We start from the raw sequence: 14,060 nt of genomic DNA, 5'->3' as shown, positions 1-14,060 counted from the left end.
TGTCATCGTTGTCACCGCCGGGATCGGACTCGGGATGACAGGAGCGACGAATGCGGCGGCAGCCGAACGGCCCACCGTGATATCCGCCGGAAAGCCCGGCACAGTGACGGCCGCGGCGGCCGTCACTGCCTACAGGCGCCCGATCATGATCGACTTTGACGCCGGCGCCTGCCGGGGCGCCGGCCCGGCAGGCCTACAGGCCGTTCGGTCCCTTCTCCACGAGCACCCGGAGGTCGTCGATCACCCCGCGGCTCGCATGGGCCAGAGCCTCGCGTGGGGTGGGGCCGCCCGCGTAACCGATGACCGGCATCCCCGCTGCCAGGGCCGCGGTGACGCCGGCCGGGCTGTCCTCGATGACCAGGCAGGCGGCCGGGGGGACGGCCAGGGTGTGGGCCGCGTGGAGGAAGAGGTCCGGGGCGGGTTTGCCGCGGGGGACGTCCTCGGCGCTGAAGACGCGGCCGGCGAAACGATTCCACAGGCCCGTGACCGTGAGCGAGTGCTCGATGCGGTCGTGGCCGCCGCTTGACGCGACGCAGTACGGGAGTTGCCGGGCGTCGAGCGCGTCCAGCAGCTCCCGTACGCCGGGCATGGTGAACGGGCGGGCCGTGAACGCGTCGCGGACGCGGGCGCGGTAGAGGTCCAGCCACTCGGGGCCCAGGGGAGCGCGGGCGTGGGCCCGTACCTGTTCGTAGAGGTACGGCTCGGGGCGGCCCAGGAAGCGTTCGCGCACCTCGTCGGGGGTGAGCGGCCACCCCGCCTCCGTGGCCAGTTCGGCGACGATGGCAGGGCCGATGCGCTCGGTGTCGACCAGGACGCCGTCGCAGTCGAAGACGACGAGGCCGGTGCCCCGCGCGGGAATCAACGGGACCCCGCCGCGCCGAGCGAGTCGAGGGCCGCCGTGACGACCGCGTCCCGGGTCATGCCCATCGCCGTCATGGCGTCCGACGCCGACGCCGAGGTGCCGAACCCGTCGACGGTGACGGCCCGTCCGGCGTCCCCGATCAGGTCGTGCCAGCCGAAGACCGTCGCCGCCTCGACCACCACCCGGGCGCGGACGGCCGGCGGCAGGACCGTGTCGCGGTACGCGGCGTCCTGCTCGGTGAACCAGTCCTTGCACGGTACGGAGACCACGCGGGCGGCGATCCCCCGGCCGGCCAGTTCCTCCCGGGCCGCCAGCGCGAGCGCGACCTCGCTGCCGCTCGCCAGCAGCAGGACGTCCGGGGCGCCGGGTGCGTCGGCCACCACGTACGCGCCGCGCGCCACGCCCTCCCGTACGGCCGCCGGGTCCGTGTCCAGCACCGGCAGGCCCTGGCGGGCCAGGACGAGGCCGACCGGGCCCCGGTGGCCGAGCGCGGCGAGCCAGCCGGCCGCGGTCTCCGTGGCGTCGGCCGGGCGGACCACGGAGAGGCCGGGCATGGCGCGCAGCGAGGCGAGGTGCTCGACCGGCTGGTGGGTGGGGCCGTCGGCGCCGAGCGCCACCGAGTCGTGCGACCAGACGTGGACGACCGGCAGCCGCATCAGGGAGGCGAGGCGCAGCGATGGGCGTTCGTAATCCGAGAAGGTCAGGAATGTCCCCGCGAAGGGGGTGTCGTAGCCGACGATGGCGATGCCGTTCAGCGCGGCGGCCATCGCGTGCTCCCGTACGCCCCAGTGGATGTTGCGCCCGGCGAGGCCCGAAGTACCGGAGAGGTCGGAAGTCGCGGCGTGGCCCGAAGTCCCCTCGCCGGTCTGCTCGTCGGCGGGGAGGAAGGAGCCGCCGGCCTTGATCGTCGTACGGTTCGAGTCGCCCAGGTCGGCGCTGCCGCCCCAGAGCCGCGGCAGGCGCTCCGCCAGCGCCTGGATGACGGCGCCCGACGCGTCGCGCGGCGCGATCACGGAGCCGGGCGGGAACGCGGGCAGCGCGTCGGCGGTCTCGGCCGGGTCGAGCGGGCGGATCGCGTGGGCGCGGGCGGCGGCGCGTTCGGGGTGGGCCAGGGCCCACTGCTCCAGCGCCTTGTCCCAGGCGCGGTGCAGCGCGGCACCCCGGGCGAGGGCGCCCCTGGTGTGTTCCAGGACGTCCGCCGGGACGGTGAACGGCTCCTCCGCCACGCCCAACAGTGCCTTGGTCGCGGCGACTTCGGCCGCGCCGAGCGGGGCGCCGTGTGCGGCGGGGGTGTTGACGGCGTTCGGCGCGGGCCAGGCGATCTGCGACTTCAGCACGATGAGGCTGGGCCGGCCGCCGTGCTCCTCGCCGGTGGAGGCGGCGGTGAGCGCGGCGTCGAGGGCGCCGGTGTCGATGTCGCCGTCCGCGCCGAGCCCCACCCGCTGGACGAACCAGCCCTGCGCGGCGAAGCGCGCCGCCGTGTCCTCACGGGTCGTCAGGTCGGTGGAGCCCTCGATCTGGATGCTGTTGTCGTCCCAGACGACGACGAGGTTGTCCAGGCGGTGCCGGCCGGCGAGCGCGCCCGCCTCGTAGGAGATGCCCTCCTGGAGATCGCCGTCGGAGCACAGGACCCAGACCGTGCGGTCCGGGACCCCGCCGGCCAGCCGGGACTCGTCGCGCTTGAGCGCCATCGCCATGCCGACGGCGGTGGCGACGCCCTGGCCGAGCGGTCCTGTCGTCATCTCGACGCCGGTGGTGTGGCCGAGTTCGGGGTGCCCCGGGGTCAGCGAGCCGAGTTGGCGGAAGCGCCGCAGGTCGGCCAACTCCAGTCCGTAACCGGCGAGATGGAGCTGCGTGTACTGAAGGATGCTGGCGTGCCCGCAGGACAGGACGAACCGGTCGCGACCCTCCCACGCGGCGTCCGCCGGGTCGTGGCGTATGTGCCGCTGGAACAGCAGATGCGCGACGGGCGCGAGGGCGAGCGCGGTGCCGGGATGCCCCGACCCGGCGGCCTCCACGGCGTCCATCGCGAGGGCGCGCGCCACGGCCACGGCCCGCCGGTCCGCCTCGCCGAAGACGGGGACCGAGACGGAGGTCGAAGGGGAAGGGGAAGAGGCGGTGGGGCGGGCGGTCACGGCAGCTCCTTGGAGATCATGTCGTCATGATGACTTCGGACAACGTAACCCACCGCCGAAGACCTCCCCTGAGCTGATAAAGCCTCAGGTCAGGCATCCCGCGGGTAACGCGAAAATTGCCTATTGACGTCTTCTGGGGTTCTGGTCATTATGACGTCTTGATGACGCAGGGACTCGACGAGGAGACCACGGATGGCCGAGCACAAGTACGCACAGGTGCGGGATCACCTGCTGCGCCGGGTGAGCGGTCTCCCCGTGGGCGGGCAGCTTCCTCCGGAGGCCGCACTCTGCGAGGAGTACGCGGTGAGCCGCATCACACTGCGTCGCGCGGTCGAGGAGTTGGTCAATGACGGACACCTCATCCGTGAACACGGCCGGGGCACCTTCGTCACCCGGCCGCGGTACGCGCTGAAGCACCGCGAGCGGTTCGTCAGCGAGGTCACCGGCTTCTTCACCCAGATGAGCCGGCAGGGCCACACCGTCACCTCCGAGGTGCTCGTCCAGAAGCGCATGCGGGCGGGCGCGCGCCTCGGCGCCGCGCTGGACATCAGCCCGGCCGCGTCGGTCGTACGGCTGGAGCGGCTGCGCCGGGTCAACGGTGTGGTGCACCACCTCGCGGAGTCGTACGTCGAGGAGGAGCGGTTCGCGGACGTCCTGACCGCGGACTTCGCCACCACCTCGCTCTACGCGTACCTGCGGGCGCACCACGACGTGCTGCTCGCGCGGAACGAGATCGTCGTCGGGCTGCACACGTGCGACCGGCGTGAGGCGGAACTGCTGGGGGTCGAGGCGGGGGCGCCCCTGCTGCTCGCGACCTCGCGGGTGTTCGATCTCAACCGGAAACCCGTGATCCACGGGACGTCGAAGTTCCTGCCGGAGACGGCGGAGCTGTCCTTCGACATCATCGCCGACGCCGAGTAGTCAACGTAACCGTACGGAGTGTGCCGCACATGCTCAGCGAACTGCTGACCGAGGAGAAGATACGTTTCTCCAATGAGGTCCTGGACTGGCGCCAGGCCGTCGCCCAGGTCGCCGAACCCCTTCTCGTCGCCGGTGACATCACCCCCGGCTACGTCGACGCCATGATCGAATCGATTGCCGCGGGCGGTACGTACATCAACCTCGGGTACGGGATCGCCCTGGCCCACGCCCGGCCCGAGGCCGGTGCCGTACGGACCGCGATCTCGATGCTGCGGCTCACCGAGCGGCCGGCGCCGCTGCTGGACCTGCCCGAGCACGCGGTCGACCTCTACTTCTGCTTCGCGGCGGCCGACACCGCCGCGCACACCCAGGCCATGGCGTCACTGGCCCGCATCCTGTCGGACACGGAGACCCGCGAAGCACTGCGCGACGCGCGCTCCGCCGCCGACGTCACCCAGCTGATCACTCGATTCGAGGAGCGTGCTTCGAAATGACGAAGTTCCTGGCCATGTGCAGCACCGGGCTCGGCAGCAGTTTCATGGTGCGGATGAACATCGAGGACATCGTGCGGGAGCTCCAGCTCCCGGATGTCACGGTGGAACACACCGACATCAGCTCGGCCGGTCCCGAGAGCGCCGATGTGTTCTTCGTCGCCAAGGATCTGGAGGAGGCCGCGCAGGGGCTCGGTGATGTCGTGGTGCTCAACAGCATCATCGACAAGGACGAGCTGCGCGACGCGGTCAAGTCCGCGGCCGGGCGGCACGGACTGCTCTGAGCGACGGGCTCTTCCGGGCTACGGGCTGCGCTGAGTATCGGCTGCTCCGAGCATCGGGCTGTTCCGAGCATCCGTACGACCGCTTCTTCCGCGTTCCGGTGTGCGGCGCGGCCCGCAGCACACCGCCGGACCTCGCCGCACCGACCGCACCACCGACCCGCACCATCCACCCGTACCGCACCACCGTCCCAGGAACGTCCTCGACCGGACCATGCGCCATGCGCCCGTACGCCATGTGCCCACGTGCCATGTGCTCACGCGCCATGTGCTCACGTGCCATGTGCCATGCGTCCGGTGCAGCGGAGACCCACCGCCGACGTCCTGCCCCGTTGTGAGCCACCCCCCTTGTGGACCACCGCAGCGATCACAGTGACCCACCACACCGATCACGGCTCCGCCGTGCCCGTGGAGAGGCGTTTCCGCCATGAACAGCGTTCTGAACACCCTGCTCGACATATTCCGTGAGCCATCCGTCATCATCGGGCTGATCGCTCTGCTGGGGCTCGTACTCCAGCGCAAGTCCCTCTCCGACACCCTCAAGGGCACGATCAAGGCGTTCGTCGGATTCCTGGTGCTGGCCGCGGGCGCGGGCGTCGTCTCGGACGCCCTCACCCCCTTCGGCGAGATGTTCACGCACGCCTTCGGCGTCCAGGGCGTCGTACCGAACAACGAGGCCATCGTCGGCAAGGTCCTCACCGACTACGGCTCGCAGGCCGCCCTGATCTTCTTCTTCGGCATGGTCGTCAACGTCCTGCTGGCGCGCTTCACCCGGTTCAAGTTCATCTACATGTCCGGCCACGTCGCGCTCTACCTCTCCGCGATGATCGCCGTGATCCTCATCGCCAACGGCTTCAGCGCCTGGCAGGCCGTCCTCTGGGGCGCCCTCGCCCAGGGCCTGGTCACCACCCTCTCGCCCGCGCTGGTGCAGCCGTGGATGCGGCGCGTCACCCAGCAGGACAACGTGGCCCTCGGCCACACCGGCAACTTCGGCATCGCCACCAGCGGTCTGGTCGGCAAGCTCCTCGGCGACACCAAGAAGTCCACCGAGGACCTGAAGATCCCCAAGAACCTCGGCTTCCTGCGGGACACCACCGTCGTCATCGCCGTGTCGATGGGCGTCATCTACCTGCTCGTGACGCTGATCGCGGGCGCCGGTTACGTCGAGGACAAGCTGAGCGGCGGTCAGTGGTTCCTGCTCTGGGCGGTCATGCAGGCCGGGAAGTTCTCCGCCGGTGTCTTCATCATCCTGGCCGGTGTCCGGGTCGTACTCGCCGAGATCATCCCCGCGTTCAAGGGCATCTCCGAGAAGCTGGTCCCCAACGCCAAGCCCGCGCTCGACGTCCCGATCGTCTTCACCTTCGCCCCGAACGCCGTGCTCATCGGCTTCCTCGCCAGCTTCGCCGGCGGCCTGATCGGCATGGGCGTGCTCGTCGCGGTCGGCGGCACGATCATCATCCCCGGCATCGTCGCGCACTTCATGACGGGCGCCGCCTCCGGCGTCATCGGCAACGCGACCGGCGGCCGGCGCGGCGCGGTGCTCGGCGCCATGACCAACGGGCTGATGATCACCTTCCTGCCGCTGCTCGTCCTGCCCTTCCTGGGCGACGTCGGCCTGGCCAACTCGACCTTCTCCGACGCGGACTTCGGTGTCTCCGGCTTCCTGCTCGGCAGCGCCGTACGGTTCGGCCACGCCGCGGTGATCGTGCTGATCCTCGCCTCGCTGGTGGCGGTCTTCGTCGGCAGCGCGCTCACCACCCGCCGGGAGGCCGCGAAGGCCGCCGCGCAGTCGGCGACGGCGACGGAGGCGGACGGGGACGCGGAGGCGGCGCGGCAGCCGGTGAGTTGATCCCGGTGTCGGTGCCTCTGCCCGACTCCCGACCGCGTCCGCCCCTCCCGGGATCCCGGGAGGGGCGGACCCGCTTGCCGGGCCCGGCCGCCGTTCGTCTAGCCTCCCGTGCATGCTCTGGTACGAAGCGCAAGCGAATGACAACGCCTTGCTCGTCTTCGACGGCAGTGTGCTGGAGGTGTTCGGTCTCTCCGGGACCCACCGCTATCACATCTGGCAGGAGCCCCGGCTGCAGTTCAGCGACGGGGCGCGGCCGCGCGTGACGATCATTCCGCGCAGGGGACCCTGTCTCTCGCTCGCGTACGACGCCCACCGCCTCGACGGGCTGCGCGCGCTCGCGGACCGGCTGGCGCGGGTCCGGGCGTCGACGTCCGAGGAGCGAGAGCCCGCGGGCTGAGCCGCGCGTACGGGAGGCACCGCCCGTCAGGCGTCGAAGCCGCTGCGGGACGCCTCGATGTGGGCGAGGTACCGGTGGGTCCAGTCGCACATGGCGTCGACGGTCGACCGCAGGGCCCGGCCCGGCTCGGTCAGGGTGTACTCGACCCGCGGCGGCACCGTGGGGTGCACCGTCCGCACGGCCAGGCCGTTGCGCTCCAGCAGGCGCAGGTTCTGGGTGAGCATCTTGTGGCTGATGCCCTCCACCTCGTCGCGCAGTTCGCTGAAGCGCAGCGTGCGCTCACCGAGGGCCTCGATGATCAGGAGCGCCCACTTGTTGGCGATGTCCGAGAAGATCTCCCGCGCCAGAGAGTCCGCGCGCCTGAGGTCGGCCTCGTCGGGCGAGCCGCTGTACTGCTTGGTCACCATCAGGTTCCCCAGTCACCGAAAAGTGCGTTCTTCCATGTCAGCGCTCACTCTCCTACGGTTTCCGAGTAACCACAAGAGACCACGAGAGACCACAGAAGAGGTGGGCGGCATGACCATCACCCTGATGAACCCCGACGGACTGCCGAAGATCGATCTCTACCGCCAGGTGTCGGTCGCGACGGGATCGAGGCTGGTCTCCGTCGCCGGACAGGTCGCCTGGGACGCCGACGGGGCCACCGTCGGCGCGGGCGACCTCACCGCGCAGGTCGAGCAGTGCTATCTCAACGTCGGCACCGCGCTGGCCGGGGCCGGTGCCTCCTTCGACGACGTGACGAAGTTGACCGTCTACCTCGTCGACTGGACCCCGGACAAGATGCCGCTGGTCGAGGCGGGGGTCGCCCGGGCGGCGGCGAAGCTGGGGGTCACCCCGGTCCCGCCGCTCACCGGGATAGGGGTCGCCGCCCTGGCCGCACCCGATCTCCTGGTCGAGGTCGAAGCCACCGCGGTCCTCGACTGAGCGGGCGTGAGCCGGCCCTTCCCGGCCGGCTCACGCCGTACGCGATCCCCGTACGCGATCCTCTTGCCGACGCTGCTCCCGCTCCCCCCGCTCCTACCGCTCGGGCGCGTCCCCGAAGTCGGGGATCGGGAGCCGTTCCCCGCCCTTCAGCGCCGACGCGTGCGCGACGATCCCCGGCAGGGTGTAGCGCGCCGCGACCCACGCGTTGACCGGCGGCAGGGTGCCCGTACCGACGGCGGTCACGAAGTCGTCCGCGAGGAAGTGGTGGCTTCCCTCATGGCCGTTGGAGACGTTGCTGAACTCCTCCGGCAGCCGGGACCGGTCGTGCACCGGCGCCGAGCCCGACGTGAAGGCGTCCCGCAGCGCGGGTGCGACATGTTCGAGCGACGGGTCGTCGGGGGAGAGGGTCGGCTTGGGCCGGAGGTGGTCCGTGACGTCCTGGACGCCCTCCTTGTCCTGCCACAGGCTGACCGTGGCGAGCTGCTCCAGGCTCCCCTCCGTACCGAAGAACCGGAAGCGCGACTCCCGGATGTGAGACGGGTAGCCCACGCGCCGGAACTCGTTGATACGGAAGGAACCGCCGCCCGCGACCTCGAACAGCGCCGTCGCGTTGGAGAAGTCGTTGTCGAACTGGCTGACGTCCTTGTCGAAGACCCCGTCCCCCCGCTCGTCCCTGACCCCGATCGCCGAGACGCTCACCGCGTGCGTCCGCCAGGCGCCGAGCACCCCGCCCACCGAGTGGGTCGGGTAGAGGAGGGGCGGGTAGCTGGCGGTCGACTTCCACTCCTCGCCGCCGCTGTACTGGTACGCCTCGTAGAAGCCCAGGTCCATGTCGTGGACGTAGTCGCCCTCGGCGTGGAAGATCCGGCCGAAGGCGCCGTCCGCGACCTGGTCACGGGCGTACACGGTGGCCGGGTTGTACTGGCTGGTCTCGCCCATCATGTACGTCAGGCCGGTCTCCCGTACGGCCTCGATGATCGCGGCGATCTCCTCCTCGGAGACGGCCATCGGCACCGCCGAGTACACATGCTTCCCGGCGCGCAGTGCCCGGACGACGAGCGGGCCGTGCGTCCAGCGCTGGGTGAAGACCGCCACCGCGTCGACGTCCGAGTCGAGCAGGGCGTCGAAGGACGGCAGGGTGCCGGCGAGGTCGTACTCGGAGACCAGCTTCTCGGCCCGCTCGGGGAGCAGGTCGGTCGCGAAGATGTCGCCGACGCCGGGGTGGAGGCGCCAGAGCTTCGCGAACTGCCCCGCGAACTGGCCGGCGCCGACAATGCCGAGGGAGAAGGACATGACACACCTTTCATGGTTGTTGTTGCGTCGAGAGGGCAGGCGGCCGGGAGTGTGTCTCAGCCGTCCTGCGAGAGGATGAGGTTGATCTGCCGGTTGGTCGTGGTGAGACTTCCCACCGGCGCGCCGTTGGCGTACACGTCCTGCATGGCGGGGCGCATGAGCCCGGCCACGTCCGCCGCGTAGTTGGTGATCGGGAACGAGAACGTCGTCCCGTCCGCGACCGGCCGCGTGAAGGCCGTGACGTCGATGCCCTCCTTCCGGTAGGCCGCGATCGCCGCGTCCGTACCCGCCTTGGTGGCCGGGAAGACGCCGCCCTGCCGCCCGATCACCGTCTGGCAGGCGTCGGAGGCGAGATACGCCACCCACTTCTGGGCGGCGGGCTTCTTCGCGCCGCGCTTGGTGAGGGAGTCGGCGAGGCCGTTCTGCATCGTGGCGCGCTTGCCGGAGGGGCCGACGGGGGTCAGGGCGGTGCGCGCGTCGATGCCCTTGAAGCCGTAGATGGTCTTGGTCATCCAGGAGCCGTGCAGCGCGATCGCCGCCTTGCCCGAACCGAGCTGCACGTCGGCCTGGTTGGACTGGGAGAAGACGGTGTACGGGGCGAGGTAGCCCTTCTTCGCGAGGCCGAAGTACCAGTCGATCGTGGACTGGAAGGCCTTGTCGTCGTAGTTGTAGCGCGTTCCCCACGCCTTCTTGTCGGTGTAGCTCCACCCCGCCGAGGCGGCGAAGGCGCTCCACTGCGTCTGGCCGTCGCCCTCGCCCGCGTCGTTGCTGGCGAGCCCGTACGTCCTGACGCTGTTCCTGTCGAAGCCGGGCTCGTCGCCGCGCCGGCCTTTGGTGTCGACGGTGAGACGGGCGACGGTCTTCTCGAAGCTGCCGCCGTCGACCGGGTTCCAGTCGAGGGAGTTGAGGGTCTCCGCGGAGATGCCCGCGGCGTCGGTCTTCTTCTTGTCGTAGAACATCGCGATGGTGTCCCAGTCCTTGGGCGCGCCGTAGCGGTGGCCGTCCTGGCCGACCCAGGAGGCGGCGAGACCGGGCTGGTAGTCGGAGTCCTCGATGCCTCGGGTGGCGGGCAGTTCGTCGAGGGGCGCGAGCACGTCCAGGTCGACGAATTGCGCGAACTTGGTGATGTGGTCGGTGAAGACGTCCGGCTCGGTGCCCGCGATCATGCTCGCGGTGAGCTTGGTCCAGTAGTCGTCCCAGCCGGTCTGGGAGAGGTCGACCCGGACGCCCGGGTTCTCCTTCTCGAACCCCTTGGCGCACGCCTCGTATCCGGGCAGCTGGTTGGCGTCCCAGAGCCAGTACGAGACCGTGTTGTCTCGCGAGGTGGAGGACGACGAGTCCTGCGCGCCGCACCCGGCGGCGAGGAGCGAGAGGGACACGGCACCGACGAGGGCGGCCGACCTCCGGGACAGCCGGCGTGAACTGGTCACTTGATGCCATTTCACTGGGTACCGCCTCACTTGAGTCCGCTGAAGCCGATGGAGTTGACGATCCGCCGCGCGAAGGCGCCGAAGAGCACGAGCATCGGCAGCGCGGCGACCAGCGTCGCGGCCATCAGCCCGGCCCAGTCCGTGCCCGTCTGCGGGGTCTGCGACCGGAAGACCGACAGGGCCACGGTCAGGACGCGCGAGCTGTCGCCGTACGAGACCATCAGCGGCCAGAAGTAGTCGTTCCACGCCGTGATGTACGTGAGGACGCCCAGGGTGGCCATCGGCGCGGACGCCATGGGCAGGGCGAGCCGGAAGAAGATCCGTACCTTCCCCGCGCCGTCCAGCAGCGCGGCCTCCTCCAGCTCCCGGGGCAGGTTCATGAAGAACTGCCGCAGGAAGAAGACCGCGAACGGCGTCATGAACATCGTCGGCAGGGCGATCCCGAGGAGGGTGTCCACCAGGCCGAGTTCCTTCACCAGGACGAAGTTCGGCAGGAGCGTGAAGATGGACGGCACCATCAGCCCGGCGAGGAAGAGCCCGAAGACCCGGTCCCGGCCGCGCCAGCGCAGCCGGGCGAAGGCGTAGGCGGCCATGGCGGAGAACGTGAGCTGACAGACCGTCACCAGTGTTGCCACGAGGGTCGAGTTGAGGAGATAGCGCCAGAAGTTCAGGGAGCCGCCGGAACCGCCCTGGGCGAGCGCCTCCTCCGTGCTCTGCAGCCCGAAGACCCGCTCGAATCCGCCCCAGCTGAAGTCCACGGGAAGCGGGTTGGCCGGGTCGGTGGTGAGCGCGGAGTTCGAGGAGAGGGCCGTACGCGCGATCCAGTAGAAGGGCAGCACGGTGATGAGCACGACCGCGACCATCACCGCCCAGGCCGCGATCCGGCCGGGCGAGGGCCGGCGGCGCCCCGGCGTCGCGGGCCGGGATACGGGCGCGGGCGCGGGGGCGTCGGACTGCGCGGGCGTCAGGACAGCCACGGCACAACTCCTTCGTACGGGGGCGGGCGCATCAGCCGAGGTCCGTCTCGCCGGCCCGGGTGACCCGGTACTGGATGATCGTGATCACGCTGAGGACGGCCAGCAGCGCCACGGACATGGCGGAGGCGTAGCCGAACTGGAAGCGCCCGAACGCCGAGTCGTAGATGTAGAGCTGGAGGACATTGCTGGCGTTGGCGGGGCCGCCGGGGCCGGTCGTGGCCACCGCCACGGTGTCGAAGACCTGGAACGAGCCGATGACCGTCATGATCAGGACCACCGCGAGGACCGGCCGCAGCAGCGGCAGCGAGATCCGCCAGAACATCCGCACCTCACCGGCGCCGTCCACCCGCGCGGCCTCGTACACATCGCCGGGGATGGCCTGGAGCCCGGCGAAGAGCAGCAGGGCCGTGTAGCCGACGTGGCGCCACACGTTGATCAGCGCGACGCTCGGGATGACCCATTCCTGGCTCGCGAGGAAGGCGATGCGGTCGAAGCCGAGCGCCCCCAGGATCTCGTTGCCGATGCCGGTCTGGGTGTCGAGGATCCAGAGGAAGACGACGCCGGCGACGACGTTGGAGACCAGGTACGGGGTGAGGACGACGGAGCGCAGGAGGGAGGAATTGGTCAGCCGCTGCATGAGGACGGCGATGCAGAGGGCGGCGACCGTCTGGACGCCGATGTTGATGAAGACGTACTCAAGGGTGACGCGCAGGGATCCCCAGAAGATGGGGTCGTCGATCATCCGGCGGTAGTTGTCCAGGCCCGCCCATTCGGCGGGCGTCAGCAGGTTGTAGCGGGTGAAGCTCAGGTAGATGCCGCGCAGGGTGGGCCAGAGCAGGAAGACCAGGAAGCCGAGCAGGGCGGGGGCGATGAAGACCGCCGCGAGGAGCCCGTCCCCGCGCCCGCCGCCGTCGGTGTTCCTGGTCTGCGCGGTCTTCGGCATCACCGTGGTGCCGGGCGCCGCGCGGCCCGATGGTGCGCCGTGTGAGGCGACAGTCATCAGAGACTCCCTTGTCCATGACTCGTCCTCGGAGGTGGGGGTTACTTTCGTACTGAAAGAATCACCGCGTCAAGGGGTGTGCTGATGCGAGTTCAAGGCGCAGAAGTTTCGGTGCGGGGGTTCAGTTTCTTCCGTGGTGAAATAAAATGAGGGTACTGGTCCTGGCTACGATGAACCGGGAGCACCGTCATGGACTCCACTGCGAGCGACCGGAACAAGGGGAACACGGGCATGCTTTCCGCCAGTTGGGCACCGCTGAGCCCCGCCGAGCGCGCGGTGGCGATCGAGGTGCTGACGCACGGACCGGTGTCGCGCAGCGAGATCGCCAGGAAGCTGAACCTGTCGGCGGGCAGCCTCACCCGGCTCACCAAGCCGCTGATCGAGTCGGGCCTGTTGGTGGAGGACCCGCCCCCGGCGTTCTACCCTTCGCCTTCCCTTTCGCCTCCCCCTTCCCCTCCCCCCTCTCCCTCCCCCGCCACGCGGCAGGGCCGCCCCTCCCAGCCGCTGGACGTCGTCGCGGACTCCCGCTTCTTCGCCGGGTTCAAGATCACCGAGGACACGGTCTACGGGGTGGTGACCAACCTCAGGAGCGATGTCGTCGCCGCCCGCGCCCGTTCCCTCCGGACCCGCGATCCGGTGGACGTGGCCGACCTCCTGGACGCGATGACCACGGACTTCGCGGTGGAGTTCCCGCGTCTGGCCGGGATCGGCGTCGGCATCGGGGGGCATGTCATCGGCCCCGACCGCGTGGTCACCTCCCCCTTCCTCGGCTGGGAGGGCGCCCCCTTCGCCGACCTCCTCGAACAGCGCACGGACCTGCCCGTCGTCGTCGAGAACGACGTGGCGGCGCTGGTCGAGTCGGAGGCGTGGTTCGGCGCGGGGCGCGGCCTGGACCGCTTCGCGGTCCTCACCATCGGCGCCGGGGTCGGGTATGGCCTGGTCATCGGCGGCCGGTTGGTCCGCTCCGGCGACGACGGCCGGGGCATCGGGCGCCGCTGGATCGTCAACCCCCACGGCCCCCTCACTCCGGACGGCGACCGCGGCAGCGCCGTCTCGCTGCTCTCCATCCCGAGCATCCGCTACCAGGTCGCGGCGGCCACCGGCCGGGAGCACACGTACGACGAGATCCTCACGCTCGCCGCCGCGGGGGACCCCCTGGCGGCCCGCGTGATCGACGAGGCGGCGCGTGCGCTCGGCACGGTGGTGGCGCAGATCGCCAACTTCGCCATGCCGCAGAAGATTCTCCTCGCGGGGGAGGGCGTGGGCCTGGTCGAGGTGGCGAACCCGGCGATCGACGAGGCGATCGCCGCCAACCGCCACCCGCTCGCGGAACCGGTCGCGCTGGAGACCAAGATCTCCGACTTCAACGACTGGGCGCGGGGCGCGGCGGTCCTGGCGATCCAGATCCTGGTCCTGGGCCGGCCGAAGACGTCGCAGTGACGGGCCGGCCGAAGACGTCGCAGTGACGGACCGGCCGAAGACGTCGCAGTGACGGACGTG

At 70.3% G+C, this 14,060-nt stretch carries 14 protein-coding genes; 7 read left to right on the top strand and 7 right to left on the bottom strand.

Annotation, left to right across the window (positions count from 1 at the left end; all coding sequences use genetic code 11):
- Positions 1–193 precede the first annotated feature (193 nt).
- Entirely contained in the window at positions 194–862 is a 669-nt protein-coding gene (locus ACFXKG_RS15715) for an HAD family hydrolase (protein ID WP_384838105.1), read from the bottom strand.
- A complete protein-coding gene (locus ACFXKG_RS15710; protein ID WP_384838102.1) occupies positions 859–2,997 on the bottom strand; it encodes a transketolase family protein in 2,139 nt (712 codons plus the stop codon). Before ACFXKG_RS15710 ends, ACFXKG_RS15715 begins: the two co-directional genes overlap by 4 nt.
- A gap of 192 nt (positions 2,998–3,189) precedes the next feature.
- Between ACFXKG_RS15710 and ACFXKG_RS15705 the strand changes: the two genes are divergently transcribed.
- The 5 genes from ACFXKG_RS15705 to ACFXKG_RS15685 all read left to right on the top strand — a co-directional run bounded on the left by ACFXKG_RS15705 (position 3,190) and on the right by ACFXKG_RS15685 (position 6,936).
- A complete protein-coding gene (locus tag ACFXKG_RS15705) occupies positions 3,190–3,918 on the top strand; it encodes a GntR family transcriptional regulator (RefSeq protein ID WP_384838099.1) in 729 nt (242 codons plus the stop codon).
- 29 nt (positions 3,919–3,947) lie between these two features.
- On the top strand, positions 3,948–4,412 hold the full coding sequence (locus ACFXKG_RS15700) for a PTS sugar transporter subunit IIA (RefSeq protein ID WP_384838097.1): 465 nt from the start codon (positions 3,948–3,950) through the stop codon (positions 4,410–4,412).
- The gene (locus ACFXKG_RS15695) at positions 4,409–4,693 is read left to right on the top strand and encodes a PTS sugar transporter subunit IIB (protein ID WP_382895699.1); all 285 of its coding nucleotides are present in this window, start codon (positions 4,409–4,411) and stop codon (positions 4,691–4,693) included. The genes ACFXKG_RS15700 and ACFXKG_RS15695 overlap by 4 nt, the downstream gene beginning before the upstream one ends.
- A 424-nt stretch (positions 4,694–5,117) precedes the next feature.
- On the top strand, positions 5,118–6,539 hold the full coding sequence (locus ACFXKG_RS15690; RefSeq protein ID WP_384838094.1) for a PTS ascorbate transporter subunit IIC: 1,422 nt from the start codon (positions 5,118–5,120) through the stop codon (positions 6,537–6,539).
- Between the two features lie 112 nt (positions 6,540–6,651).
- Positions 6,652–6,936, top strand: a complete 285-nt coding sequence (locus ACFXKG_RS15685; RefSeq protein WP_384838091.1) for a hypothetical protein — start codon at positions 6,652–6,654, stop codon at positions 6,934–6,936.
- A 26-nt stretch (positions 6,937–6,962) separates the two neighbouring features.
- Here the strand turns inward: ACFXKG_RS15685 and ACFXKG_RS15680 are convergent, their stop codons facing one another.
- A complete protein-coding gene (locus ACFXKG_RS15680) occupies positions 6,963–7,343 on the bottom strand; it encodes a winged helix-turn-helix transcriptional regulator (protein WP_384838088.1) in 381 nt (126 codons plus the stop codon).
- A gap of 109 nt (positions 7,344–7,452) precedes the next feature.
- Between ACFXKG_RS15680 and ACFXKG_RS15675 the strand changes: the two genes are divergently transcribed.
- Positions 7,453–7,860, top strand: a complete 408-nt coding sequence (locus ACFXKG_RS15675; protein WP_384838085.1) for a RidA family protein — start codon at positions 7,453–7,455, stop codon at positions 7,858–7,860.
- A 93-nt stretch (positions 7,861–7,953) separates the two neighbouring features.
- On the opposite strand, the gene ACFXKG_RS15670 is transcribed toward ACFXKG_RS15675, so the two are convergent.
- Genes ACFXKG_RS15670 through ACFXKG_RS15655 form a run of 4 tightly spaced genes read right to left on the bottom strand, consistent with a single transcriptional unit; the run spans position 7,954 to position 12,560 of the window.
- On the bottom strand, positions 7,954–9,153 hold the full coding sequence (locus tag ACFXKG_RS15670) for a Gfo/Idh/MocA family protein (protein ID WP_384838082.1): 1,200 nt from the start codon (positions 9,151–9,153) through the stop codon (positions 7,954–7,956).
- A 56-nt stretch (positions 9,154–9,209) separates the two neighbouring features.
- A complete protein-coding gene (locus tag ACFXKG_RS15665; protein ID WP_384838080.1) occupies positions 9,210–10,583 on the bottom strand; it encodes an ABC transporter substrate-binding protein in 1,374 nt (457 codons plus the stop codon).
- 26 nt (positions 10,584–10,609) lie between these two features.
- Positions 10,610–11,551: a carbohydrate ABC transporter permease gene (locus tag ACFXKG_RS15660; protein WP_384838463.1), complete on the bottom strand. Its 942-nt coding sequence runs from the start codon at positions 11,549–11,551 to the stop codon at positions 10,610–10,612.
- A gap of 40 nt (positions 11,552–11,591) precedes the next feature.
- A complete protein-coding gene (locus tag ACFXKG_RS15655) occupies positions 11,592–12,560 on the bottom strand; it encodes a carbohydrate ABC transporter permease (protein WP_384838076.1) in 969 nt (322 codons plus the stop codon).
- A 189-nt stretch (positions 12,561–12,749) separates the two neighbouring features.
- On the opposite strand from ACFXKG_RS15655, the gene ACFXKG_RS15650 reads away from it, so the two are divergent.
- The gene (locus ACFXKG_RS15650) at positions 12,750–14,000 is read left to right on the top strand and encodes an ROK family protein (protein ID WP_384838073.1); all 1,251 of its coding nucleotides are present in this window, start codon (positions 12,750–12,752) and stop codon (positions 13,998–14,000) included.
- Positions 14,001–14,060 lie beyond the last annotated feature (60 nt).

It is taken from the genome of Streptomyces sp. NPDC059255 (genome assembly GCF_042752355.1).
GTDB lineage: Bacteria > Actinomycetota > Actinomycetes > Streptomycetales > Streptomycetaceae > Streptomyces.
This window is presented reverse-complemented; position numbering and strand designations above follow the sequence as displayed.

Excerpts from the sequence above, each read along its gene's own strand:
- ACFXKG_RS15705 (WP_384838099.1), top strand. The coding sequence starts at position 3,190 with ATGGCCGAGCACAAGTACGCACAGGTGCGGGATCACCTGCTGCGCCGG.
- ACFXKG_RS15700 (WP_384838097.1), top strand. The coding sequence starts at position 3,948 with ATGCTCAGCGAACTGCTGACCGAGGAGAAGATACGTTTCTCCAATGAG.
- ACFXKG_RS15695 (WP_382895699.1), top strand. The coding sequence starts at position 4,409 with ATGACGAAGTTCCTGGCCATGTGCAGCACCGGGCTCGGCAGCAGTTTC.
- ACFXKG_RS15690 (WP_384838094.1), top strand. The coding sequence starts at position 5,118 with ATGAACAGCGTTCTGAACACCCTGCTCGACATATTCCGTGAGCCATCC.
- ACFXKG_RS15685 (WP_384838091.1), top strand. The coding sequence starts at position 6,652 with ATGCTCTGGTACGAAGCGCAAGCGAATGACAACGCCTTGCTCGTCTTC.
- ACFXKG_RS15680 (WP_384838088.1), bottom strand. The coding sequence starts at position 7,343 with ATGGTGACCAAGCAGTACAGCGGCTCGCCCGACGAGGCCGACCTCAGG.
- ACFXKG_RS15675 (WP_384838085.1), top strand. The coding sequence starts at position 7,453 with ATGACCATCACCCTGATGAACCCCGACGGACTGCCGAAGATCGATCTC.
- ACFXKG_RS15670 (WP_384838082.1), bottom strand. The coding sequence starts at position 9,153 with ATGTCCTTCTCCCTCGGCATTGTCGGCGCCGGCCAGTTCGCGGGGCAG.
- ACFXKG_RS15655 (WP_384838076.1), bottom strand. The coding sequence starts at position 12,560 with ATGACTGTCGCCTCACACGGCGCACCATCGGGCCGCGCGGCGCCCGGC.
- ACFXKG_RS15650 (WP_384838073.1), top strand. The coding sequence starts at position 12,750 with ATGGACTCCACTGCGAGCGACCGGAACAAGGGGAACACGGGCATGCTT.